19 protein-coding genes and 1 pseudogene are annotated in these 21,732 nt (G+C 58.3%); 10 read left to right on the top strand and 10 right to left on the bottom strand.

Annotated features, from left to right (window positions below):
• Window positions 1-29 precede the first annotated feature (29 nt).
• Entirely contained in the window at window positions 30-863 is an 834-nt protein-coding gene (locus tag ACM1ZW_RS13510; RefSeq protein ID WP_017336568.1) for a transporter substrate-binding domain-containing protein, read from the top strand.
• Between the two features lie 187 nt (window positions 864-1,050).
• Window positions 1,051-2,334 carry an NAD(P)/FAD-dependent oxidoreductase gene (locus ACM1ZW_RS13505; RefSeq protein ID WP_416740690.1) on the top strand — a complete coding sequence of 428 codons (1,284 nt, stop codon included), beginning with the start codon at window positions 1,051-1,053 and terminating at the stop codon, window positions 2,332-2,334.
• A gap of 131 nt (window positions 2,335-2,465) precedes the next feature.
• Here ACM1ZW_RS13505 and trxB read toward each other — a convergent pair whose 3' ends face one another.
• Window positions 2,466-3,428 carry a thioredoxin-disulfide reductase gene (gene trxB / locus ACM1ZW_RS13500; protein WP_017336566.1) on the bottom strand — a complete coding sequence of 321 codons (963 nt, stop codon included), beginning with the start codon at window positions 3,426-3,428 and terminating at the stop codon, window positions 2,466-2,468.
• A 315-nt stretch (window positions 3,429-3,743) separates the two neighbouring features.
• Between trxB and cysZ the strand changes: the two genes are divergently transcribed.
• Window positions 3,744-4,496: a sulfate transporter CysZ gene (cysZ, locus tag ACM1ZW_RS13495; RefSeq protein WP_017336565.1), complete on the top strand. Its 753-nt coding sequence runs from the start codon at window positions 3,744-3,746 to the stop codon at window positions 4,494-4,496.
• A gap of 40 nt (window positions 4,497-4,536) precedes the next feature.
• Window positions 4,537-5,736: a glycosyltransferase family 4 protein gene (locus ACM1ZW_RS13490; protein ID WP_414879376.1), complete on the top strand. Its 1,200-nt coding sequence runs from the start codon at window positions 4,537-4,539 to the stop codon at window positions 5,734-5,736.
• A gap of 105 nt (window positions 5,737-5,841) precedes the next feature.
• Here ACM1ZW_RS13490 and ACM1ZW_RS13485 read toward each other — a convergent pair whose 3' ends face one another.
• From ACM1ZW_RS13485 to ACM1ZW_RS13475, 3 genes are all read right to left on the bottom strand, one after another.
• Window positions 5,842-6,945: an NADH:flavin oxidoreductase gene (locus ACM1ZW_RS13485; protein WP_017336563.1), complete on the bottom strand. Its 1,104-nt coding sequence runs from the start codon at window positions 6,943-6,945 to the stop codon at window positions 5,842-5,844.
• A gap of 214 nt (window positions 6,946-7,159) precedes the next feature.
• A complete protein-coding gene (locus ACM1ZW_RS13480; protein ID WP_017336562.1) occupies window positions 7,160-7,642 on the bottom strand; it encodes a glutathione peroxidase in 483 nt (160 codons plus the stop codon).
• 122 nt (window positions 7,643-7,764) lie between these two features.
• On the bottom strand, window positions 7,765-8,250 hold the full coding sequence (locus tag ACM1ZW_RS13475; RefSeq protein ID WP_416740689.1) for an FKBP-type peptidyl-prolyl cis-trans isomerase: 486 nt from the start codon (window positions 8,248-8,250) through the stop codon (window positions 7,765-7,767).
• Between ACM1ZW_RS13475 and ACM1ZW_RS13470 the strand changes: the two genes are divergently transcribed.
• From ACM1ZW_RS13470 to ACM1ZW_RS13460, 3 genes are read left to right on the top strand one after another with little or no spacing between them, the layout of a single operon-like run.
• Window positions 8,219-8,557: a DUF3565 domain-containing protein gene (locus ACM1ZW_RS13470; protein WP_017336561.1), complete on the top strand. Its 339-nt coding sequence runs from the start codon at window positions 8,219-8,221 to the stop codon at window positions 8,555-8,557. The two genes, ACM1ZW_RS13475 and ACM1ZW_RS13470, sit on opposite strands and share 32 nt — an antisense overlap.
• Window positions 8,558-8,617: 60 nt before the next feature.
• Window positions 8,618-10,717: a phosphate acetyltransferase gene (gene pta, locus ACM1ZW_RS13465; protein ID WP_416740688.1), complete on the top strand. Its 2,100-nt coding sequence runs from the start codon at window positions 8,618-8,620 to the stop codon at window positions 10,715-10,717.
• On the top strand, window positions 10,718-11,623 hold the full coding sequence (locus tag ACM1ZW_RS13460; RefSeq protein WP_017336559.1) for an acyltransferase: 906 nt from the start codon (window positions 10,718-10,720) through the stop codon (window positions 11,621-11,623).
• A gap of 241 nt (window positions 11,624-11,864) precedes the next feature.
• Here ACM1ZW_RS13460 and ACM1ZW_RS13455 read toward each other — a convergent pair whose 3' ends face one another.
• The 3 genes from ACM1ZW_RS13455 to ACM1ZW_RS13445 are packed head-to-tail and all read right to left on the bottom strand — an operon-like array spanning window position 11,865 to window position 13,929.
• A complete protein-coding gene (locus ACM1ZW_RS13455; protein WP_416740687.1) occupies window positions 11,865-12,806 on the bottom strand; it encodes a hypothetical protein in 942 nt (313 codons plus the stop codon).
• A gap of 3 nt (window positions 12,807-12,809) precedes the next feature.
• A complete protein-coding gene (locus ACM1ZW_RS13450) occupies window positions 12,810-13,394 on the bottom strand; it encodes a 2OG-Fe(II) oxygenase (protein ID WP_416740686.1) in 585 nt (194 codons plus the stop codon).
• Entirely contained in the window at window positions 13,375-13,929 is a 555-nt protein-coding gene (locus tag ACM1ZW_RS13445; RefSeq protein ID WP_416740685.1) for a hypothetical protein, read from the bottom strand. The genes ACM1ZW_RS13450 and ACM1ZW_RS13445 overlap by 20 nt, the downstream gene beginning before the upstream one ends.
• Window positions 13,930-14,148: 219 nt before the next feature.
• Between ACM1ZW_RS13445 and ACM1ZW_RS13440 the strand changes: the two are divergent.
• Window positions 14,149-14,250: pseudogene (locus ACM1ZW_RS13440) on the top strand (acyltransferase); the annotation flags it as partial.
• A 182-nt stretch (window positions 14,251-14,432) separates the two neighbouring features.
• Here ACM1ZW_RS13440 and cysN read toward each other — a convergent pair.
• The 3 genes from cysN to ACM1ZW_RS13425 all read right to left on the bottom strand — a co-directional run bounded on the left by cysN (window position 14,433) and on the right by ACM1ZW_RS13425 (window position 18,271).
• Window positions 14,433-16,331: a sulfate adenylyltransferase subunit CysN gene (gene cysN, locus ACM1ZW_RS13435; protein WP_017336558.1), complete on the bottom strand. Its 1,899-nt coding sequence runs from the start codon at window positions 16,329-16,331 to the stop codon at window positions 14,433-14,435.
• A gap of 9 nt (window positions 16,332-16,340) precedes the next feature.
• Window positions 16,341-17,258, bottom strand: coding sequence for a sulfate adenylyltransferase subunit CysD (gene cysD / locus ACM1ZW_RS13430; RefSeq protein WP_010463281.1), 918 nt, complete (start codon window positions 17,256-17,258; stop codon window positions 16,341-16,343).
• Window positions 17,259-17,512: 254 nt separating this feature from the next.
• On the bottom strand, window positions 17,513-18,271 hold the full coding sequence (locus tag ACM1ZW_RS13425; protein WP_017336557.1) for a Nif3-like dinuclear metal center hexameric protein: 759 nt from the start codon (window positions 18,269-18,271) through the stop codon (window positions 17,513-17,515).
• 102 nt (window positions 18,272-18,373) lie between these two features.
• Here ACM1ZW_RS13425 and algW point away from each other — a divergent pair, with 102 nt between their 5' ends.
• Window positions 18,374-19,534: a Do family serine endopeptidase AlgW gene (algW, locus tag ACM1ZW_RS13420; RefSeq protein ID WP_017336556.1), complete on the top strand. Its 1,161-nt coding sequence runs from the start codon at window positions 18,374-18,376 to the stop codon at window positions 19,532-19,534.
• An 87-nt stretch (window positions 19,535-19,621) separates the two neighbouring features.
• Window positions 19,622-21,727, top strand: coding sequence for a TonB-dependent siderophore receptor (locus ACM1ZW_RS13415; RefSeq protein ID WP_416740684.1), 2,106 nt, complete (start codon window positions 19,622-19,624; stop codon window positions 21,725-21,727).
• Window positions 21,728-21,732: the final 5 nt, after the last annotated feature.

Genomic DNA, 21,732 nt, shown 5'->3' with positions numbered 1-21,732 from the left:
TAAAACAATAACGAAACATGGAGATGGACATGGTCAGAAGTAAAAGCGTAACCACCCTCGCCGCCGCACTGTCGCTGTTGTTCGTCGGTGCCGCCAATGCCGGTGCCGTGCTGGACAAGATCCAGAGCAGCAAGACGTTGACCGTCGCCACCTCGGCGACCTGGCCACCCCAGGGGTTCATCAACGACAAGAATGAAATCGACGGCTTCGATATCGACGTATCCAAAGAGATCGCCAAGCGACTCGGCGTCGAGGCCAAGTTCATCACGCCCGACTGGGATGTGATCACCGCAGGCAAGTGGAACGGCCGCTGGGACGTGTCCGTGGGTTCGATGACCGCGACCAAGAGCCGCGCGCGGATTCTCGACTTCCCCGGGACCTATTACTACGTTCCCTACGTGTTCGCGGTGCATGACAAATCCAAAGTCACCGACCACAAGGCGCTGAATGGCAAAACCATCGGCGTTGAAGGGGGCACTACGTCCGAGGACTATTTCAGCCAGGCGCTGGCCATTGAAACCACGGACGTGCCGCCCGTCGTCTATGACGTAAAAACCGAAAAAATGAAGACCTACGCCGGTTCCGTCGGGCCGCTGGACGACCTGCGCCTGGGCGACGGTGCCCGTCTGGACGCCATCCTCACGCAACGCAGCACACTGGATGCCGCCGTCAAGAAGGGCTATCCGTTGCGGGCCGTCGACGACAACATCGCGTTCTATGAACCGCTGGCCGTCGCCACCGACAAGGGTGACCCGGAACTCAAGGCCAGGCTCGGTGAAATCATCGCCGCGATGCACAAGGACGGCACGCTGACCAAGCTGTCGGACAAGTGGTACGGCGTCGATTACTCGACCATCAAGTAATCACCCGCCCCTCCCCTGTAAGAGCGAGCCATGTGGCGAGGGGATTTATCCCCGTTGGGCTGCGGAGCGGCCCCGGCATTTCAACGTTAAAGCGCATCTACGACTGCTGCGCAGCCGAACGGGGATAAATCCCCTCGCCACACAGGCTCGCTCCCACATAGGTAAGGCAATTACCCAAGGATTGACCATGTCCTTTCCCAACACCTGGTATTCCCAAACCTCGCTGCCCCGCGCGGCCAGGTCCGAATTGAACAGCGACGAAAGCTGCGACGTCTGCATCATCGGTGCCGGCATCGCCGGGCTCACCGCCGCTCTGGAACTGACCCGACGCGGCAAACGCGTGATCCTTCTCGAAGCCCATCAGGTGGCGTGGGGCGCGTCGGGCCGCAATGGCGGCGTGGTGTCGCCGGGTTGGGCCGAAGGGTCTGGCGCGATCCGCAAAAAAGTGGGACTGGAACAGGCTCGGACGCTGTTTCAGATGTCGGTCGAAGGTGTGGAGATTGTCCGCCGCAACATCGCCGAACTGGCGCTGGCAGGTTGTGCGCCGTCCGCCGGTACGATTCGGGTCAAGCGTTACGACGATGGCGCCGGTGTGAAAAACCACATCGAAACCATGCGACGCGACTTCGGTTATGAACTCAACTTCCTCGACACCGCCAAGGTCCGCGCGCAGGCGCACACCCTTCGCTATTTTCAGGGTGTCGAAGATCCCAACGCCATGCACTTCCACCCGCTTAACTATTGCCTGGGCCTGGCCCTAGCCATTGAAACTGCGGGAGGCAGGATTTTCGAGCAGTCAAAAATGCTCGCCTGGCAGCGCGAAGGCGCCGACAAAATCGTCAGGACCGCTCATGGCAGTGTCCGCTGTCAGGACCTGATATTTTGCGCCGGCGGCTACGGCGGCCCGGAACTGCAAAAACTCAGTCGCGCCTACCTGCCGATCGCCACCTATGTGGTGCTGACCGAACACCTGGGCGACTCGATCAAAAACGTCCTCTATTCAGGCGCCGCATTCTCTGACGACCGCCGCGCTTCGGATTACTACCGCGTCGTCGAAGGCGACCGCCTGCTCTGGGGCGGACGCATCACCACCCGCAACGAACAGAATGAAAAGGCCCTGGCGGCCATGCTCAAGGCCGACATGGTGTCGGTCTATCCGCAGCTGGCGCCAGTGAACATCGAATTGGCCTGGTCTGGCCTGATGGGTTACTCGACCAACAAAATGCCCAACCTCGGGCTACTGGAACCGGGCGTCTGGGCTTGCACATCGTTTGGCGGTCACGGGCTGAATACCGGGTCAATTGGAGGCCGGGTGATCGCCGAAGCGGTGTGCGGGGAAAGTGTGCGGTATCAGTCGTTCAAACCGTATCTGCTGGACTGGAACGGTGGGCCGTTCGGGCGGGTGGCTGCCAATGCGATCTATCAATCGCTGAAGGTCATGGATTATGTTCAGGAGCGCTTCCGCGGTTGATCGCCATTTCCGCAAACCCTGTTAACCCTTGTGGGAGCTAGCCTGCTAGCTCCCACAAGGGTTTGTGTTGACCGCATTTTTCGTGAGCAAAAAAAACCGGCCAAAGCCGGTTTTTTTTCATTTCAACGCTCTCAGAACTTGGCGTTCTGCAGGTCATCCAGATAACGCTCGGCATCCAGTGCCGCCATGCAGCCAGCACCCGCCGAGGTGATCGCCTGACGGTAAACGTGGTCAGCCACATCACCGGCCGCGAAGATCCCTTCGACGTTGGTCGCCGTCGCATTGCCTTCACGACCGCCGTGCACCACCAGGTAGCCATCTTTCAACGTCAGCTGACCTTCGAACAGCGAGGTGTTCGGGGTGTGGCCGATGGCGATGAACACGCCGTCGACTTTCAGCTCGTCGAAGCTGCCGTCGTTGTTTTTCAGGCGAGCACCGGTCACGCCCATGTTGTCGCCCAGGACTTCGTCCAGGTTCGAGTTCAGCTTCAGGATGATCTTGCCTTCGGCAACGCGGGCATTGAGCTTGTCGATCAGGATCTTCTCGGCGCGGAAGGTTTCGCGACGGTGGATCAGGGTCACGGTGCTGGCGATGTTGGCCAGGTACAGCGCTTCTTCGACAGCGGTGTTACCGCCACCGACCACAGCCACTGGCTTGTTGCGATAGAAGAAACCGTCGCAGGTCGCGCAGGCCGAAACGCCTTTGCCCATGAACGCTTCTTCCGATGGCAGGCCCAGGTAGCGAGCGCTGGCGCCGGTGGCGATGATCAGGGCATCGCAGGTGTACGTCGCGCTGTCGCCGGTCAGGGTGTAAGGCTTGGCAGCGAAGTCCACGGCATTGATGTGATCGAAAACGATCTCGGTTTCAAAGCGCTCGGCGTGCTCTTTCATGCGTTCCATCAGCGCCGGGCCGGTCAGGCCGTGGACGTCGCCCGGCCAGTTGTCGACTTCGGTGGTGGTGGTCAGTTGACCGCCGGCTTGCATGCCGGTAATCAGCAGAGGCTTGAGGTTGGCACGGGCGGCATAGACCGCGGCGCTGTAACCGGCAGGGCCGGAACCGAGAATAATCACTCGCGAATGACGGACTTCAGACATGACCTGCTCCTGTTGACCGGCCCGGAACACCTGGCGCGGAACGCCGGGTTGCCGGCGGGAATAAAAAAGGACTGTTGAAAGCACTTGGGGAAGGCTTGAACTCGACAGTCCTGTAAAAAGATTGGGTGCAGCGTATCGAGGGGGCGAAGATTAAGGAAATACGGTTTAACAATCCAGCTCATAGGCAGTCTCTATCTGGTTGCCGTCTATATATAGGCGCCTTTGTTACAGTTGATGTCGATGCTGCGACCGCGCTTTCGCCCGTCAGGCAAAGCCGGTAAGGTCGGCGCGTTTCCCCTCTGCTCGGAGCACGATATGCCCGCCCCTGTTCTGTCCGGCCCGCAATACCTGCGCGAAGGCCTCAAGCTGGTCCTGAGTCCCAGCCTGCGTTTATTCGTGTTGTTGCCGCTGGCAATCAATCTGGTGCTGTTCGTCGGATTGATCTATCTGGCCGGCCATCAATTCAGCCTGTGGGTCGATACGCTGATGCCGTCCCTGCCCGACTGGCTGAGTTTTCTCAGTTACGTGCTCTGGCCGATCTTTGTCGTGCTGGTGGTGTTGATGGTGTTCTTCACCTTCACCATGCTGGCCAACGTTATCGCCGCGCCGTTCAATGGTTTCCTGGCGGAAAAAGTCGAAGTGGTGGTACGCGGCACCGACGACTTCCCCTCTTTCAGCTGGGGCGAACTGATCGCCATGATCCCACGCACCCTGGCTCGGGAAATGCGCAAACTCGGCTACTTCCTGCCGCGGGCGCTCGGGCTGTTCATCCTCTCGTTCATCCCCGTGGTGAACATCATCGCCGCGCCGTTGTGGCTGCTGTTCGGGGTGTGGATGATGGCGATCCAGTACATCGACTACCCTGCGGATAACCACAAGCTGGGCTGGAACGAAATGCTCGCCTGGCTGCGCGAGAAGCGCTGGCAGAGCATGAGTTTTGGCGGCAGTGTTTACCTGGTGCTGCTGATTCCGGTGGTCAACATTCTGATGATGCCGGCGGCGGTGGCGGGGGCGACGTTGTTCTGGGTGCGTGAACGCGGCGCGGAGAATCTGGTGACGCAACGCTGAGCCTGTCACAAATCCATCATCAAAACGCCACAACGACGACATGGCCTCAGCCGACACTGAGGTCATGACGACAGCTCTGCATATCACTCTGATCACCGAAACCTTCCCTCCCGAAATCAATGGCGTGGCCAATACCCTTGGCCGCTTGTGCGACGGTTTGCGCGCGCGCGGGCATCAGGTTGAACTGGTGCGGCCACGGCAGGGTTGCGATCAGCAGTTGGGCAGCGACGATGGGTTGCTGCTGTGCCGGGGCTGGCCGCTGCCGGGGTATCCGGGTTTGCAATGGGGTCAGTCATCGATGCACAAGCTGCTGCGACGCTGGAAGCGCCAGCGCCCGGACGTGCTGTACATCGCCACGGAAGGACCGCTGGGCCTGTCGGCGCTGCGCGCGGCACGGCGCCTGGGGATTTCGGTAGTCAGCGGCTTCCACACTAATTTCCAGCAATACTCCAACCAGTACGGGCTCGGCTTGCTCACCCGCCTGCTGACCCACTACCTGCGCTGGTTTCACAATCGTTCGACGCTGACCCTGGTGCCAAGTATCAGCCAGCGGATGGAACTGGAGCGCCGGCATTTCGAGCGCCTGGCGTTGCTGTCTCGCGGAGTCGACAGCCAGTTGTTTCACCCGACCAAACGCCTGCCATCGCTGCGCGAACAGTGGGGTCTGGGCGAGAAGGATATTGCGCTGATTCACGTAGGGCGTCTGGCGCCGGAAAAAAACCTTGGCTTGCTTAAACGCTGCTTCGACACGCTGGCAGCGACTTATCCACAGCGAAACATGAAACTGATCATCGTCGGCGACGGCCCGCAACGAGCGTCGCTGGAGCAGGAACTGCCCGAAGCGATTTTCTGCGGCTCACAACGCGGCGAAGCCCTGGCCAGCCACTATGCGTCCGGGGATGTTTTTCTGTTTCCGAGCATGACCGAAACCTTCGGCAATGTGGTGCTTGAGGCGTTGGCCTCGGGGCTGGGCGTGGTGGCTTACGATCAAGCGGCGGCGGCGCAGCATATCCGCCATGGCTACAACGGCGTGCTGGCGATGCCGGGGGATGAAGAGGCGTTCAGCGATGCGGCTGCGTGGTTGCTGGAGGAACGCGAAACCTTGCGTTGCATAAGGCTCAATGCGCGCCAGCATGCGAGTCGCCAGGGTTGGGCGGCGATTATCGAGCAGTTTGAAGGGCAGTTGCGGGGGGCTTGTGTGGGGGAGCACGTGGTGCCGAATGCACCGACCTTGCCCTGAGCCTAGGGAGTCATCGCCAGCAGGCTGGCTCCCACAGGGGGTCTGCGGTGTACACAGAACATGTGGGAACCAGCCTGCTGGCGATGGGGCCTTGCCTGTCGCCGCTTAAACCAAGGTCATCAACGCCTCACGGCTGAACGGCAGGATGTCTTCCTCACGCCCGTCACGCACTTTCTGCGCCCAGTCCGGGTCCACCAGCAGCGCACGCCCTACCGCCACCAGATCAAACTCATCGTTGTTCAAACGCTCCAGCAGTTTCTCCAGGCTGGCCGGCTGCGCGATCTTGTCGGTGTTGACCATGAACTGCAGGAACTCGCCATCCAGGCCGACGCTGCCCACGGTGATGGTCGGCTTGCCGGTCAGTTTGCGCGTCCAGCCCGCCAGGTTCAGTTCAGAACCGTCGAACTCCGGCTCCCAGAAACGGCGCGTCGAGCAGTGGAAAATGTCCACACCCGCGTCGGACAACGGCTTGAGAAACTCACCCAACGCTTCCGGGGTTTGCACCAGACGCGCGGTGTAATCCTGCTGCTTCCACTGGGAGAAACGGAAAATGATCGGGAAACCTTCGCCGACCGCAGCACGCACGGCCTGAATCAGCTCAATGGCGAAGCGCGAACGGTTGGCCAGGCTGCCGCCGTATTCGTCAGTACGCTGGTTGCTGCCTTCCCAGAAGAACTGGTCCACCAGGTAGCCGTGTGCACCGTGGATTTCCACACCGTCCATGCCGATGCTTTGCGCGTCTTTGGCGGCTTGGGCGAACGCGGCGATCACGTCCTGGATGTCCTGTCTGGTCATGCCGTGAACCACAACCTGGCCGTCCTTCAGTTTTTCCGACGGACCGTAACCCGGCACACTCGCGTCCGGCTCGGTGCCGATGCGACGCACGCTACCGACATGCCACAGCTGCGGAACGATCTTGCCGCCTTCGGCGTGCACCGCGTCGACGACTTTCTTCCAGCCGGCCAGCGCGGCCTCACCGTAGAAGTGCGGCACGTTCGGGTAGCCATTGGAGGCCTTGTGGCCGACCGTGGTGCCTTCGGTGATGATCAAGCCAACGCCGGCAGCGGCGCGGCGACGGTAGTACTCGATCACTTTGGAATTGGGCACGCCGCCCGGCGAGAACGAGCGGGTCATCGGGGCCATGACAACGCGGGTCGGCAGTTCAAGGGTGCCGAGGTGGAACGGTTTGAACAGGGCTTTGACGGGCATGGGGCGCTCCACAAAAACGATATCGACGGGATGGAATTTTATGACGGCGATAATATGTGCAGTGGCGAGCGATGCACAGCACTATTGATCTGGGTGATTAAGGGTCAAAAGGCAGAAGCAAAAAGATCGCAGCCTACGGCAGTTCCTACAGAGGAATGCGAACACCTGTAGGAGCTGCCAAAGGTTGCGATCTTTTGATCTTGATTCGCGAAAATCAGCTCAGGGCTTTTTCGATGGCCTGGATGACAGAAGGATCATCCGGCGCCGTACGTGGCGAGAACCGCGCCAGGACACGACCATCCTTGCCCAGCAGGAATTTTTCGAAGTTCCAGGTAATGTCGCCTGGAAACTCGGCGCCTTCACCCGCCAGCAGGCGGTACAGCTGATGACGATCATGGCCGTTGACTTCCAGCTTGCTGGACAACGGAAAGGTCACGCCATAGTTGAGGCTGCAGAATTCCTGGATTTCTTGCTCAGTGCCCGGTTCCTGCCCGGCAAACTGGTTGCACGGCAGGCCCAGCACGCTGAAGCCTTTACCTTTGTATTGCTGGTAAAGGTTTTCCAGTGCCGCGTACTGTGGTGTCAAGCCACATTTGGAGGCGACGTTGACTACCAGCACGACGTTCCCCTTGAAGGGCGCCAGCGGTAGCTCCTGTCCATCCAGGGCTGTCAATTTAAGGTCGTGAAAAGCACTCATGACGAACTCCAGATTCCCGTGTTCTACTCGAAACAGCCACTTGGCGATATCACCAGGGACAGCCGCGGACTAAAAAGGCGCCCTCGGGCGCCTCTCCAGTTCTCTGAGCTTAGCGCAGAAAATCAGTGGTGATGGCCACCTTCGCCATGGACGTGACCATGAGCGATTTCTTCCTGGCTGGCGTCACGGATGTCGATGATCTTGACCTGGAAATTCAGGCGCTGACCGGCCAACGGGTGGTTGCCGTCGACGGTGACATCGTCGCCGTCCAGATCACGAATGGTGACGATCTGCATCTGGCCGTCCGGAGCGGAAGCATGGAACTGCATGCCCACTTCCAGTTCGTCGACGCCTTCGAACATGCTGCGGCTCAGGGTGCTGACCAGTTCGGCAGCGTATTCGCCGTAAGCATCTTCAGGTTCAACTGCTACGGTCAGCTCGTCGCCGACTGCTTTGCCTTCCAGAACCTTTTCCAGGCCCGGGATGATGTTGCCTGCACCTTGCAGGTAGACCAGCGGCGCGCCGCCGGCGGAGCTGTCGATGACCTCACCAGCGTCGTTGGTCAGGGTATAGTCGATGGAGACAGCCTTATTGGCGGCGATCAGCATGGGGCGAGACCTTTTGCATAAGAATTTAGAAAGGCCAAGTTTAGCGAAGCAATCGTCCGAAAGCGAACACAACCCGGACAGACGGATCGTAGCGAAAAGCTCGACGGTCACCGGTTTTCATCAGGACGAGGACGGGCATTGGGTGGTCGAACTGTCTTGTGGCCATACCCAGCACCTGCGCCACCAGCCACCCTGGCAATCGCGCGCATGGGTCCTGGACCCTGCGCAACGTATTGAAAAAATAGGCCAGCCCTTTGAATGTGGTTGGTGCGCACAGGGCTCGGTTAGCGATAACCTTGGCGACTGAAATTCGGTAGATCGTCAGCTATAGATGATCACCTTTGTCATGCTCCTCCAGAGAATCCGCATGCAAACTTTTTTTATCGCGCCCACCGATTTTGGTGTGGGTCTGACCTCCATCAGCCTCGGGCTGGTACGTACGCTTGAGCGCGCCGGCCTCAAAGTCGGCTTTTTCAAACCGATCGCCCAGCCCCATCCGGGCGACACCGGGCCTGAACGCTCCACCGAACTGGTGGCGCGCACCCACGGTTTGAAACCGCCTCAGCCATTGGGCCTGGCCCACGTCGAGCGCATGCTCGGCGACGGTCAGCTCGATGAACTGCTCGAAGAAATCATCACGCTCTATCAGCAAGCCGCCATCGGCAAAGACGTGTTGATCGTCGAAGGCATGGTCCCGACCCGCAGCGCCAGTTACGCCGCGCGGGTCAATCTGCATTTGGCCAAGAGCCTGGATGCCGACGTGATCCTGGTCTCGGCGCCGGAAAACGAAGTGCTGACCGAACTCTCCGGCCGCGTGGAATTGCAGGCGCAATTGTTTGGCGGTCCGAAAGACCCGAAAGTCCTCGGCGTGATCCTCAACAAGGTCAAGACCGACGAAAGCATGGACGCCTTCGCCTCGCGCCTGAAGGAGCATTCGCCCTTGCTGCGCAGCGGTGATTTCCGTCTGCTTGGCTGCATCCCGTTCCAGCCGGAACTGAACGCCCCGCGTACCCGCGACGTCGCCGACCTGATGAGCGCGCAAATTCTCAATGCCGGCGATTATGAAACCCGGCGCATGACCAAGATCATCATCTGCGCCCGCACCATGCGCAACACCGTGGAGCTGCTCAAGCCCGGCGTACTCGTGGTAACGCCAGGCGATCGCGACGACATCATCCTCGCCGTCAGCCTCGCGGCCATGAACGGCGTGCCGCTGGCCGGCCTGCTGCTGACCAGCGACACCCTGCCCGACCCGCGCATCATGGACCTGTGCCGTGGCGCGTTGCAGGCCGGTTTGCCGGTGTTGTCGGTGAGCACCGGTTCCTACGAGACCGCCAACCTGTTGAACGGTCTGAACAAGGAAATCCCGATCGACGACCGCGAGCGTGCGGAGATCATCACCGACTTCGTCGCCAGCCACCTGGATGCCAACTGGCTGCACCAGCGTTGCGGCACGCCAAGGGAGATGCGCCTGTCGCCTGCAGTGTTCCGCTACCAGTTGATCCAGCGCGCCCAGGCCGCCAACAAACGCATCGTGTTGCCCGAAGGCAGCGAACCGCTGACCGTGCAAGCGGCCGCGATCTGTCAGGCGCGCGGCATTGCCCGTTGCGTGCTGCTGGCGAAACCGGAAGATGTCGAAGCCGTCGCTCGAGCGCACGATATCGAGCTGCCGCCAGGGCTGGAAATTCTCGACCCGGACCTGATTCGCGAACGCTATGTCGAACCAATGGTTGCCCTGCGCAAAAGCAAAAGCCTCAATGCGCCGATGGCCGAGCAACAACTGGAAGACACCGTGGTGATCGGCACGATGATGCTCGCGCTGGATGAAGTCGACGGCCTCGTGTCCGGCGTCATCCACTCCACCGCCAACACCATTCGCCCTGCCCTGCAGCTGATCAAGACCGCGCCGGGCTGCACCCTGGTGTCGTCGGTGTTCTTCATGCTGTTTCCCGAAGAGGTGCTGGTCTATGGCGACTGCGTGATGAACCCGCATCCGAGCGCCAGCGAGCTGGCCGAGATTGCCCTGCAAAGCGCCGACTCGGCTGCCGCGTTTGGCATCACCCCGCGCGTGGCAATGATCAGTTACTCCAGCGGTGAATCCGCCAGCGGTGAGGAAGTCGAGAAAGTGCGTGAAGCGACATTGCTCGCCCATGAACAACAGCACTCGCTGCTGATCGACGGCCCGTTGCAATACGACGCCGCGGCCAACGAAACCGTCGCCCGGCAACTGGCGCCGAACAGTCAGGTGGCCGGGCGTGCCACGGTGTTCGTGTTCCCCGATCTGAACACCGGCAACACCACGCACAAAGCCGTGCAGCGCAGCGCCGATTGCGTCAGCCTCGGGCCGATGCTGCAAGGCCTGCGCAAACCGGTGAACGACCTGCCGCGCGGCGCGCAAGTCGATGACATCGTGTACACCATCGCGTTGACCGCGATTCAAGCTGCCAACCGACCTCTGGATCTTTAAATGCTGGATTTCCTGCCTGCCGCCGTGCGCGGCGTGATTGCATCGTTGTTGCTGGCGTTGAATACGATTTTGCTCTGCTCGTTTCTGTTCTGCGTGGCGATCTTCAAAATCTTGCCCTTTGCCCTCACCCAGCGTTTCACGCTCTGGTTGATGAGCCATACCCATGAAGCCTGGATCAGTAACAACAAAGCCTGGATGAACCTGGTCTGCCGTACGCGCTGGCACCTTAGTGGCCTCGAAGGTCTGGACTATCAGCACTCGTACCTGATCACCAGCAACCATCAGAGCTGGGTCGACATCATGGTGCTGCAGTACGTGCTCAACCGTCGCATCCAGCCGCTGAAGTTTTTTCTCAAGCAAGAGCTGATCTGGGTGCCGGTGATTGGTCTGGCGTGGTGGACGCTGGGCTTTCCGTTCATGAAACGCTACTCCAAGGCTTACCTGGAAAAGCACCCTGAAAAGAAAGGCAAAGACCTGGAAACCACCCGCAAGACCTGCGCGAAGTTTCGCAACAACCCGGTGGGGATTTTCAATTTCGTTGAAGGCACGCGCTTCACCGAAGGCAAGCATGCCCAGCAGAAATCACCGTTCAAGTATCTGCTCAAGCCCAAGGCCGGTGGCATTGCGTTTGTGCTGGATGCGATGGGTGAGCAGCTGGAGTCGATCGTCAACGTGACCATTCACTATCCGGGCGGGCGGCCTGGGTATTGGGATTTGCTCTGTGGCAACGTGAAAGATGTAGTGGTGCATTTTCAGGAGCTGAAGATTCCGCCGCAGTTTATCGGCAAGAACTATGACCAGGATGGGGAGTATCGCTTGCAGTTTCAGGGGTGGATCAATCAGCTTTGGTTAGACAAGGATGCGTTGCTGGAGCAGATGCATCGCAAATACCCCGATAAACACTGACCTACTGTGGGAGCCAGCCTGCTGGCGATAGCGGGTTCACATTCAGCAGATTTATTGCCTGAATCACCGCAATCGCTAGCAGGCTAGCGCCCACAGTTGACCGAGTTGAGCCACAAACCCGCCAATGATCACTCATCGGCGGGTTGTTCATCGGAAATTTTGGTAGTTACCGATTGTGCTGCTTAATCTGGCGCCCAATCTGTGAACAGATGAGCAATATCTAGTTTATAAATGTGGCCCACTAAATATAACCATCACTTCCGCCCGAACAACAACCGTACCCATCGCCATTATCGTCAGAGCCCCTACTTCCATCGCCAAAATCAAGTGGGCCAATGGTAACAACCGGGATTATGTCAGGACGGGGGGCGGGTATGACAGGCACTGCATGGGGATAATAACTGCTGCCAATGCCACCACTACTACCCTCAGTCTCAACCTCTGTTACTTCTACTTCTACTTCTGCCACGCCCCCTACCTCTGCCTCTACCTCTGCCTCTGCCTCTACCTCTGCCTCTGCCTCTGCCTCTTCCCCGACATCGATATTACCAATGGCTTCATTGGAAACAGCCATAGTAACTGCCCGTAACTCTCCTGTTTCAGGTATCCAATAACAGCCAAGCATTTGATTGACGTACTCGTCTCTTAACGTATTTCTATGAACGATTTGCCTGTCGGGGGCGCAGGTGTAATCAAGGTAACTGTCCATTGGATTGTCTTTAAAAAAGTTTGCAGCGTTTGTCGCGATTTTTTTAATTGTTTCCGAGCCAGCAACTGAAGCCAACCCGGAGATGATGGTAACTATGGCTAAACCAGCAACAAGCGCAGGGGCGGCCCCACCTAGAATTGCCATTGTAGCAATCACACCAGCGACATTTCCAACAAGACTAACAACATCACCCGCCTTGATCTCGGCCCCATCTCTGATATCTACCCCAATCTTAAGAAACGTAATTGTTCCCGCCACAATGTTCGCCGGCATGCTCACGATCGGAACATAAGGCCCTGCAAGTTTTGTCACTGAGGTCACACTTGCTATTACAGCGCCAGTTTGAGCCGACTGATTCAACAGCACCATTCCAGTCCCGTTAACCAGAAACTGATCTGCCACCGCAGTCGCGCCCGAGCCGACAGTTACACCATCATTAACAACACTTACAAATAATACGGCTTTCCCTGCCATAACTTACTCCTTGATAACAGTTTTAAAGGCAAGCGTCATTCTTACCTGATCACACTTAACCGAAGGAGATCTCGCAGCATGGGGAATGCGCCCATCGAAAATCACCACCCGTCGTGATTTAGGAAGCACAGACTTGATGGTGTTCTCTTTCTCATCATCATAGAAAACAAGCTCCCCTCCCCAAGAGGTCGGCCAATGTTCATTACAGAAAACGATTACCGTCAGCCCGGGGTGCGTTTTGTTATCCCGGTGAATAATCGTGTCTTGACCAAACGTCTGCCCATTTGCATAAACGCCCAACAAGGTAATGTTGAAGTCATGTAATTTTGACAACCTCTCCCAAAACCCAACCAGAAAACGCCATGATTCGTTACTGCCCAGTTCCTCTACGCAAGACTGCCGATCAGGGCGGCCTTTACCGGCAATAAAAACATGCCAGCAAGGTCTAATAAAAGGAAGCTCCTCATAATTTGGCCAGTTGTATCTCCAGACCGCGCCTTTAAGCTGAAGGTTTATGCTCTCCTCTTCACTTTGGGTTAAGAACTCGTCAATTACAAATATTTTGTTATCAATCCGATCGATTTTCACGCGCTATCCTTTTCGCTAAAAGCCTATTCCAAATACCATTCTTAAAAAGCACAAATAGCAAATACAGAAAACCAACACCCCATGCAACAATCATAAAATAATTTACAGAATTGCTATATTGCGCCCACTCCAGTATATCTTTCCGACTTATCAACAACCCTAGCCCATCATCATACACCCCCCAAACAAATCTCTTACTCCGATCCGACTCAACAGCGACCCATAGCTTTCGTGACTTATTCAAACCCAAGTACTGAATATTCCGAGTAGAGGCTTCGATAACATGATCATATTCCTCACCAGCAGGCCCAACTCTGAGATACAACTTCGACGTGGTTTTTGAAACAACCGAAACATCTTTATATATAAAAGCACTTTCCAGAACTACTCTTTTTGGCACCAAAGGAATATCTATCACCATGCCAAGGTGATAGAAGAAAACAACAGACAAATACATCAGAACAATTATTAAAAAAACAATTTCAAAAACACCAAGCATATAACCACCGGGAATATCAAACACTTTATATCGCACACCACAACTCCCTAACCAACACTAGCGACTCAAATGCACGCGCACACGTCTTATATAGGACTGAGAATCGAGATCATTGCCCCTGAGAACAACACTATTCTCATTTACAAACTAATTGAACTTCCCCATTTCCGATATTTTTGTAGTCCAAATCCGATAGTACTAATGATGATGGCAATTCATATGCATGTCAGAATTTGCGGTTGCCAGACCAGTGTGGATAGCGAGTATCGGTTGCAGTTTCAGGGGTGGATCAATCAGTTGTGGGAAGACAAGGATGCGCTGCTTGAGCAGATGCATCGCGAGTATCCTGGAAAGTAATTGGTTGGCTGTACCGGTCTCTTCGCGGGCAAGCCTCGCTCCTACAGGATTGAGGGTGATCGCGACGTGGGGCGCGCCGCAAATCCGTAGGAGCGAGGCTTGCCCACGAAGGCGATCTCAAGGACACAAAAAAACCCGCCGATGATCACTCATCGGCGGGTTTTTTATTGCGCGGCTGACGCTTAGATCGCGCCACGCTGACGCAGCAGATCCAGCACTTGCTTGACGCTTTCTTCCAGCGACAACGACTGGGTGTCGACCACGAGGTCGGCGTCCAGTGGCACGTCGTACGGGAAGGAATCGCCCGGGATGTTATCCCCGGCCGCCGCGTACAGGCCCTGTGGATCACGCTCGGCACAGACTGTCGGCGAGGCCTGGACGTAGACCGTCAGCAGACGCTCCTTGCCGATCAGGTCCTTGGCCTGCTCGCGACCTTCGGCGCTCGGTGCAACGAAAGCGGCCAGCGTCAGCAAACCGGCTTCGTTGAACTGACGCGCAACGTGCGCGGCACGGCGCCAGTTCTCGGTACGCCCGGCGCGATCCTGTGGCAGACCTTTGTTCAGGTCATGACGCAGGTTCTGGCCATCGAGCACGAATACCGCACGGCCCATGTCGAACAGCTTGCGTTCAACCGCGTAGGCCAAGGTGCTTTTGCCTGCGCCCGACAAACCGCTGAACAACACGGTGGCCGGCTGCTGCCCGAAACGCTGAGCGCGCTCTTCGGTGGCGACGTGTGCCAGTTTGCCGTGGTGCGTGCTGCTGCCATGCGCCAACGGCTGAGCGATGATCATGCCGGCCGCGACGGTGCCGTTGGTCAGACGATCGATGACGATGAATGAACCGGTGGTGCGATTGCTCGCATAACCGTCCAGCGCGATGGCTGCGTCGAGGCTGATCTTGACCCGACCGATCTCGTTCAGTTGCAGCGCACTGGCCGGACCTTCTTCCAGGGTGTTCACGTCCACACGGTTGACGATGCTGGTGATCGAACCCGGCACGTAACTCGTGGCGCGCTTGATGTCGTATTTCTTGCCCGGCAGCATCGGCTCTTCGGCCATCCACACCAGCATGGCGTCGAAGGCGTCGGTCACTTGCGGCAGGTTGTCGGCGTGCACCAGCAAGTCGCCGCGGGAGATGTCGATCTCGTCTTCCATGGTCAGCGTGACAGCCTGGCCTGGACCGGCGTGTTCCAGCTCACCTTCGAAGGTGACGATGGATTTCACGCGGCTGCTCTTGCCCGACGGCAGCACAACGACTTCGTCGCCCTTGTGCACGATGCCGCTGGCCAGGGTGCCGGCGAACCCACGGAAGTTCAGGTTCGGACGGTTGACGTACTGCACCGGGAAACGCAGGTCGGTGTAGTTGCGGTCGCTGGCGATCTCGACGGTTTCCAGAATTTCCATCAGCGACTGGCCGGTGTACCACGGCGAGCGCTCGGACTTGTTCACCACGTTGTCGCCCTTCAGCGCCGACATCGGCACGAAGGCCATGGTGGTCGGCTTGAACGCGATGCCTTCGGCGAACTTCAGGTAATCGGCCTTGATCGACTCGAACACGGTTTCGTCGAAGCCGTTGAGGTCCATCTTGTTGATGGCGACCACGATGTGTTTGATGCCGAGCAACGAGGCAATGAAGCTGTGGCGACGGGTCTGGGTCTGCACGCCGTAGCGGGCGTCGACCAGGATGATCGCCAGGTCACAGGTGGAAGCACCGGTGGCCATGTTGCGGGTGTACTGCTCATGGCCAGGGGTATCGGCGATGATGAATTTGCGCTTGGCGGTGGAGAAGTAGCGGTAGGCGACATCGATGGTGATGCCCTGCTCACGCTCGGCCTGCAGGCCGTCGACCAGCAACGCCAGGTCGATGTCTTCGCCGGTGGTGCCGACTTTTTTCGAGTCGCGGGTAATGGCTTCCAGGTGATCTTCGTAGATCATCTTGGAGTCGTGCAGCAGGCGCCCGATCAGGGTGCTCTTGCCGTCGTCGACGTTGCCACAAGTCAGAAAGCGCAGCATTTCCTTGCGTTCGTGCTGGCCCAGGTAGGCGAGGATGTCCTCGCTGATCAAATCAGATACGTGCGACATGACAACCCCTTAGAAATAACCCTGACGTTTCTTTTCTTCCATCGAGCCTGCGCCATCGTGGTCGATGACCCGGCCCTGGCGTTCGGAAGTTCGCGTCAGGAGCATTTCCTGAATGATGTCGGTCAGGCTGGTGGCCTCGGACTCGACCGCACCGGTCAGCGGGTAGTCACCCAGTGTGCGGAAACGGACTTTCTTCTTGACGATGCGCGCCTTGTCTTCGTCGCTCAGGTGATTGAGCAGGCGTTCGTCGTCGATCATGATCCAGGTGCCATTCATCTCGATGACGTCGCGCTCGGCGGCGAAATACAGTGGCACGATCGGGATGCCTTCGAGGTAGATGTACTGCCAGATGTCCAGTTCGGTCCAGTTCGACAATGGGAAAACGCGGATCGATTCACCCTTGTTGACGTTGCCGTTGTAGACGTTCCACAGCTCTGGACGCTGGTTTTTCGGGTCCCAGCGATGCTTGGTGTCGCGGAAGGAATACACGCGCTCTTTGGCACGGGATTTCTCTTCGTCGCGGCGAGCGCCACCGAACGCGGCGTCGAAGCCGTACTTGTCGAGAGCCTGTTTCAGGCCTTCGGTTTTCATGATGTCGGTGTGCTTGGCACTGCCGTGGGTCAGCGGGTTGATGCCCTGCGCGACGCCATCGGGGTTCACGTGCACCAGCAGGTCAAGGCCGAGCTCTTCGACCATGCGGTCGCGGAACGCGTACATTTCCTTGAACTTCCACCGGGTGTCGACATGCATCACCGGGAACGGCAGCTTGCCCGGGAAGAATGCCTTGCGCGCAAGGTGCAGCATCACGGCGGAGTCTTTACCGACGGAGTACAGCATCACCGGGTTATCGAACTCGGCGGCGACCTCGCGGATGATGTGGATGCTTTCGGCCTCCAGCTGTTTCAGATGCGTCAGTTTGTCGACCATGGCTACTCACGAAAACGATCTTATGGACGGCCAGCGGGCCGTGTTCGAGCGAGGAATCCTAGCACAGCGTCCTCTTCTAATCAGGACGCGAACTAGATCGAAAGGGTATATGAATATACCCCCTCGTTTGGGCGGTCAGGCCCCTGTGGGAGCGAGCCTGCTCGCGATTGCGGTGTTGTATCTGTCACATCAATGTCGCTTGTCATGCAGTCATCGCGAACAGGCTCGCCCCCACATTTGATTTGTGGTGTTAATCAAATCGGATTCGGGCAATCGATGAAAATGTGCTCCAGCGCAAAACGTCGCGCCAGGTAATCGCCCAGCGCCTGCACACCGTAGCGCTCAGTGGCATGGTGCCCGGCGGCGATGAAGCTGATGTCGTTTTCCCGGGCGCTGTGGAAGGTTTGCTCGGACGCTTCACCGCTGAGGTACAGATCGACCCCGGCCAAAACGGCCTGATCGATGTAACCCTGACCACCACCGGTGCACCAGCCAACCCGGCGAATCATCTCGCTGCCTTCGATCAGCAGCGGCTCGCGGCCCATGACTTCCTGCACGCGGCGGGCAAAATCACGCGGTGTCACCGGCTCGTTCAGAGAGCCCACCAGCCCGACAATTTTAAGGTTGTCCGGATCGAGCGGACCTTCGACGGTGATGTCCAGCTGACGCGCGAGCTGCACGTTGTTGCCGACGTCCGGATGCAGGTCCAGTGGCAGATGGTAGGACAACAGGCTGATATCGTGCTTGAGCAGGGTTTTCAACCTACGCTGCTTCATGCCGGTGATGCACGGATTCTCGCCCTTCCAGAAATAACCGTGGTGCACCAGCACCAGATCGGCCTGGGCTTCGACCGCCGCGTCCAGCAACGCCTGACTGGCGGTGACGCCACTGACGATGCGCATCACCTGCGGCCTCCCCTCAACCTGTAACCCGTTGGGGCAATAATCGGCAATCCTTGCACTGTTCAGATAACGGTCGGCTTCTTCGACCAGGGTGCTCAGGGCGACGGCCATAAAAGACTCCTAAATATCCCGTTCAGAGGCGCGCGCGGCCTCGTATAATGCGCGACATTATGGGCGGTCTCATACCACCTGCAACCTTCCAGGACGTGCTTAATGCTCAAAGCGCTGCGTTTTTCCGGCTGGCCGCTGTTGGCCGGCGTGCTTATCGCTCTGTTGATCATCCAGCGTTACCCGCAGTGGGTCGGGCTTCCGAGCCTCGACGTCAACCTGCAGCAAGCCCCGCAAACCACCACGATGCAGCAAGGCCCGGTGTCGTATGCCGATGCGGTCACCATCGCCGCGCCGTCGGTGGTGAACCTGTACACCACCAAGGTCATCAACAAGCCGAACCATCCGCTGTTTGAAGACCCGCAGTTCCGCCGCTTCTTCGGCGACAATGCGCCCAAGCAGAAGCGCATGGAATCGAGCCTCGGCTCCGGCGTGATCATGAGCCCGGAAGGTTATCTGCTGACCAACAACCATGTGACCAGCGGTGCTGACCAGATCGTGGTCGCATTGAAGGACGGCCGTGAAACCCTGGCCCGCGTCATCGGCAGCGACCCGGAAACCGACCTCGCGGTCCTGAAGATCGATCTGAAAAACCTGCCGTCGATCACCGTCGGTCGCTCCGACAACATCCGCATCGGCGACGTGGCCCTGGCCATCGGCAACCCGTTCGGCGTCGGCCAGACCGTAACCATGGGCATCATCAGCGCCACCGGCCGTAACCAGCTGGGCCTGAACAACTACGAAGACTTCATCCAGACCGACGCCGCGATCAACCCCGGCAACTCCGGCGGCGCACTGGTGGACGCCAACGGCAACCTGACCGGCATCAATACCGCGATCTTCTCCAAGTCCGGCGGCTCCCAAGGCATCGGTTTCGCGATCCCGGTGAAGCTGGCGATGGAAGTGATGAAGTCGATCATCGAACACGGCCAGGTGATTCGCGGCTGGCTGGGTATTGAAGTGCAGCCGTTGTCGCAGGAACTGGCGGAGTCGTTTGGTCTGTCGGGGCGTCCGGGCATTGTGGTCGCGGGTATTTTCCGTGACGGTCCGGCGCAGAAGGCCGGTTTGCAATTGGGTGACGTGATTCTGGCCATCGATGGCGAACCGGCGGGCGATGGTCGTCGCTCGATGAATCAGGTCGCACGCATCAAGCCGACCGACAAAGTCACGATTCAGGTGATGCGCAACGGCAAAGAGCTGAAGCTGACGGCGGAAATCGGCCTGCGTCCGCCACCCGCACCCGCGAAGGAAAAAGAAGAGGAATAAGCGCTAGCCCGAGTGATTCGGGCTAACAGCATACATTCTCATTAGACATGTTATATTGTTTCAATATTACTATTGGAACAACATAACATGTCGTCTCGAACAATGGTTTCTGTGGCAGGTCTTGCCTTTGGCCTGCTCGCAGATCCGGTCTTCGCCGAAGACTCCAGCCCGCTCGAACTGGACGCCATCAGCGTCACCTCCGACTATGAATCCCCCACAGGCCCGGTCAAAGGCTACCGCGCCACCCGTTCATCCAGCGCGACTAAAACCGACACGGCCCTTCGCGACATCCCGCAATCCATCAGCGTGATACCCGCCAGCGTGCTCAAGGACCTCGGCAGCAGCAGCGTCGAGCGCGCACTGGACTTTGCCGGCGGCGTGTCGAAGCAGAACAATTTCGGCGGCCTGACGCTTTACGAATACAGCGTGCGAGGCTTCACCACCTCCGAGTTCTACAAGGACGGCTTCAGTGCCAACCGTGGTTACCCGAGCACACCGGACGTGGCCAACATCGAGCGCATCGAAGTGCTCAAAGGTCCGGCCGCCAGCCTTTATGGCCGTGGTGATCCGGGTGGTACGGTCAACATCGTCACCAAGAAACCCCAACCCGAAGCATTCACCACCCTGCAAACCAGCGCTGGCAGTTGGGATCGCTATCGCACCGCCCTCGACGTCAACACGCCGCTGGATGACGACGCCAACGTGCTGTCGCGAATCAACCTGGCCGTTGAGGACAACCACAGCTTCCGCGATCACGTCGACAGCCAGCGAGTGTTTGTCGCGCCCTCCTTCAGTTGGCAACTGAACCCGGACACCAGCCTCTTGGTGGAAAGCGAATTCGTCCGTCACAGCTCCACGTTCGATCGCGGCATCGTCGCGCCGAATAACAAATGGAGTGGCGTGTCCCGTTCGACGTTCCTTGGCGAACCCAATGACGGCAACATCGACAACCACAACAATCTGCTGCAAGCAGCCCTCGAACACCACCTCAATGACAACTGGAAGCTGCGTCTGGCCAGCCATTACAAGGAAGGCAAACTCTGGGGCTACGCTTCCGAAAGTCGCCCGCTGAATGCCGACGGCCACACTGTGAATCGGCGTTATCGCGAGCGCGACACAAACTGGCACGACAGCATCACCCAACTCGAATTGCGCGGTCTGTTCGACCTCGGCAGTTGGCAGCACGAACTGCTGATTGGCAGCGAGTATGAAAACTTCCGCAAGAACGAACGGGTCACGACCATTGCCGGCGGCCCCTACGCTATCGACATTTATCAGCCCGTCTACGGTCAGCCGAAACCTAACGGCAAGCGCTCCGGCACCGACCTCTTTGAACACGTCGAAAGCCGGGCGCTGAACCTGCAGGACCAGATTGTCTTTACCGACAAACTGCGCGGCATGCTCGGTGCACGCTTCGAACATTTCGAGCAAAGCATCGACGATCACAGCCGCGGTGCCACCAGCCGCCAGAGCCACGACGCACTGACCCAACGGGCCGGCCTGCTTTATCAGCTGACACCCGAAGTCGGGCTGTTCGCCAACGCCTCCACCTCGTTCAAGCCGAACAACGGCCTGGACGCTGGCGGCCAATCCTTCGACCCGGAAGAAGGCGTCGGTTACGAAGTCGGGATCAAGAGCGAGCTGTTCGACGACCGCTTGAGCACCACCCTCGCCGCCTTCCATATTGAAAAGAAAAACGTCCTTGCACTTGACCCGGGCACGGACACCAGCCGCGCCATGGGCAAGGCCCGTAGCCAGGGATTCGACCTGCAAGTCACCGGGCAAGTGACCGACGCCGTGCGGGTGATCGGTGCCTTCGCCTACATCGACGCCGAGGTCACCGAGGGCGACAAGGTAATTCCCACCGGCAGCCGAATCCTTGGCGTCGCCAAGCGCAGCGGCAGCCTGCTGGGCGTTTATGAATTTCAGGAGGGCCGCTTGCGCGGTTCAGACCTCGGCGCGGCATTCACTTATGTCGGCGATCGCTCGGGTGAAGCCGGCACTGATTTTGAACTGCCGGCTTACCACACCGTTGACCTGCTGGCCCATTACAAGGCCACCGAAACAGTCACCGTGGGCCTGAACCTGAACAACCTTTTCGACGAGAAATACTTCGAGCGCTCTTACAGCAACTACTGGGTCAATCCCGGCGAACCCCGCAACTTCACCGTCAGCCTGACACTCGAACTTTAAAAGGA

Origin of the sequence: Pseudomonas sp. NFX71, assembly GCF_048079215.1 — a bacterium.
GTDB lineage: Bacteria > Pseudomonadota > Gammaproteobacteria > Pseudomonadales > Pseudomonadaceae > Aquipseudomonas > Aquipseudomonas fluorescens_B.
Note: the sequence above shows the minus strand (reverse complement) of the source record. Positions and strands in the feature narration are given on the sequence as shown.

What these genes read in the sequence shown, in the direction of transcription:
- ACM1ZW_RS13510 (WP_017336568.1), top strand. Translation starts at nt 30, where the DNA reads ATGGTCAGAAGTAAAAGCGTAACCACCCTCGCCGCCGCACTGTCGCTG.
- ACM1ZW_RS13505 (WP_416740690.1), top strand. Translation starts at nt 1,051, where the DNA reads ATGTCCTTTCCCAACACCTGGTATTCCCAAACCTCGCTGCCCCGCGCG.
- trxB (WP_017336566.1), bottom strand. Translation starts at nt 3,428, where the DNA reads ATGTCTGAAGTCCGTCATTCGCGAGTGATTATTCTCGGTTCCGGCCCT.
- cysZ (WP_017336565.1), top strand. Translation starts at nt 3,744, where the DNA reads ATGCCCGCCCCTGTTCTGTCCGGCCCGCAATACCTGCGCGAAGGCCTC.
- ACM1ZW_RS13490 (WP_414879376.1), top strand. Translation starts at nt 4,537, where the DNA reads ATGGCCTCAGCCGACACTGAGGTCATGACGACAGCTCTGCATATCACT.
- ACM1ZW_RS13485 (WP_017336563.1), bottom strand. Translation starts at nt 6,945, where the DNA reads ATGCCCGTCAAAGCCCTGTTCAAACCGTTCCACCTCGGCACCCTTGAA.
- ACM1ZW_RS13480 (WP_017336562.1), bottom strand. Translation starts at nt 7,642, where the DNA reads ATGAGTGCTTTTCACGACCTTAAATTGACAGCCCTGGATGGACAGGAG.
- ACM1ZW_RS13470 (WP_017336561.1), top strand. Translation starts at nt 8,219, where the DNA reads ATGGAGACAGCCTTATTGGCGGCGATCAGCATGGGGCGAGACCTTTTG.
- ACM1ZW_RS13475 (WP_416740689.1), bottom strand. Translation starts at nt 8,250, where the DNA reads ATGCTGATCGCCGCCAATAAGGCTGTCTCCATCGACTATACCCTGACC.
- pta (WP_416740688.1), top strand. Translation starts at nt 8,618, where the DNA reads ATGCAAACTTTTTTTATCGCGCCCACCGATTTTGGTGTGGGTCTGACC.
- ACM1ZW_RS13460 (WP_017336559.1), top strand. Translation starts at nt 10,718, where the DNA reads ATGCTGGATTTCCTGCCTGCCGCCGTGCGCGGCGTGATTGCATCGTTG.
- ACM1ZW_RS13455 (WP_416740687.1), bottom strand. Translation starts at nt 12,806, where the DNA reads ATGGCAGGGAAAGCCGTATTATTTGTAAGTGTTGTTAATGATGGTGTA.
- cysN (WP_017336558.1), bottom strand. Translation starts at nt 16,331, where the DNA reads ATGTCGCACGTATCTGATTTGATCAGCGAGGACATCCTCGCCTACCTG.
- cysD (WP_010463281.1), bottom strand. Translation starts at nt 17,258, where the DNA reads ATGGTCGACAAACTGACGCATCTGAAACAGCTGGAGGCCGAAAGCATC.
- ACM1ZW_RS13425 (WP_017336557.1), bottom strand. Translation starts at nt 18,271, where the DNA reads ATGGCCGTCGCCCTGAGCACCCTGGTCGAAGAAGCCGACCGTTATCTG.
- algW (WP_017336556.1), top strand. Translation starts at nt 18,374, where the DNA reads ATGCTCAAAGCGCTGCGTTTTTCCGGCTGGCCGCTGTTGGCCGGCGTG.
- ACM1ZW_RS13415 (WP_416740684.1), top strand. Translation starts at nt 19,622, where the DNA reads ATGTCGTCTCGAACAATGGTTTCTGTGGCAGGTCTTGCCTTTGGCCTG.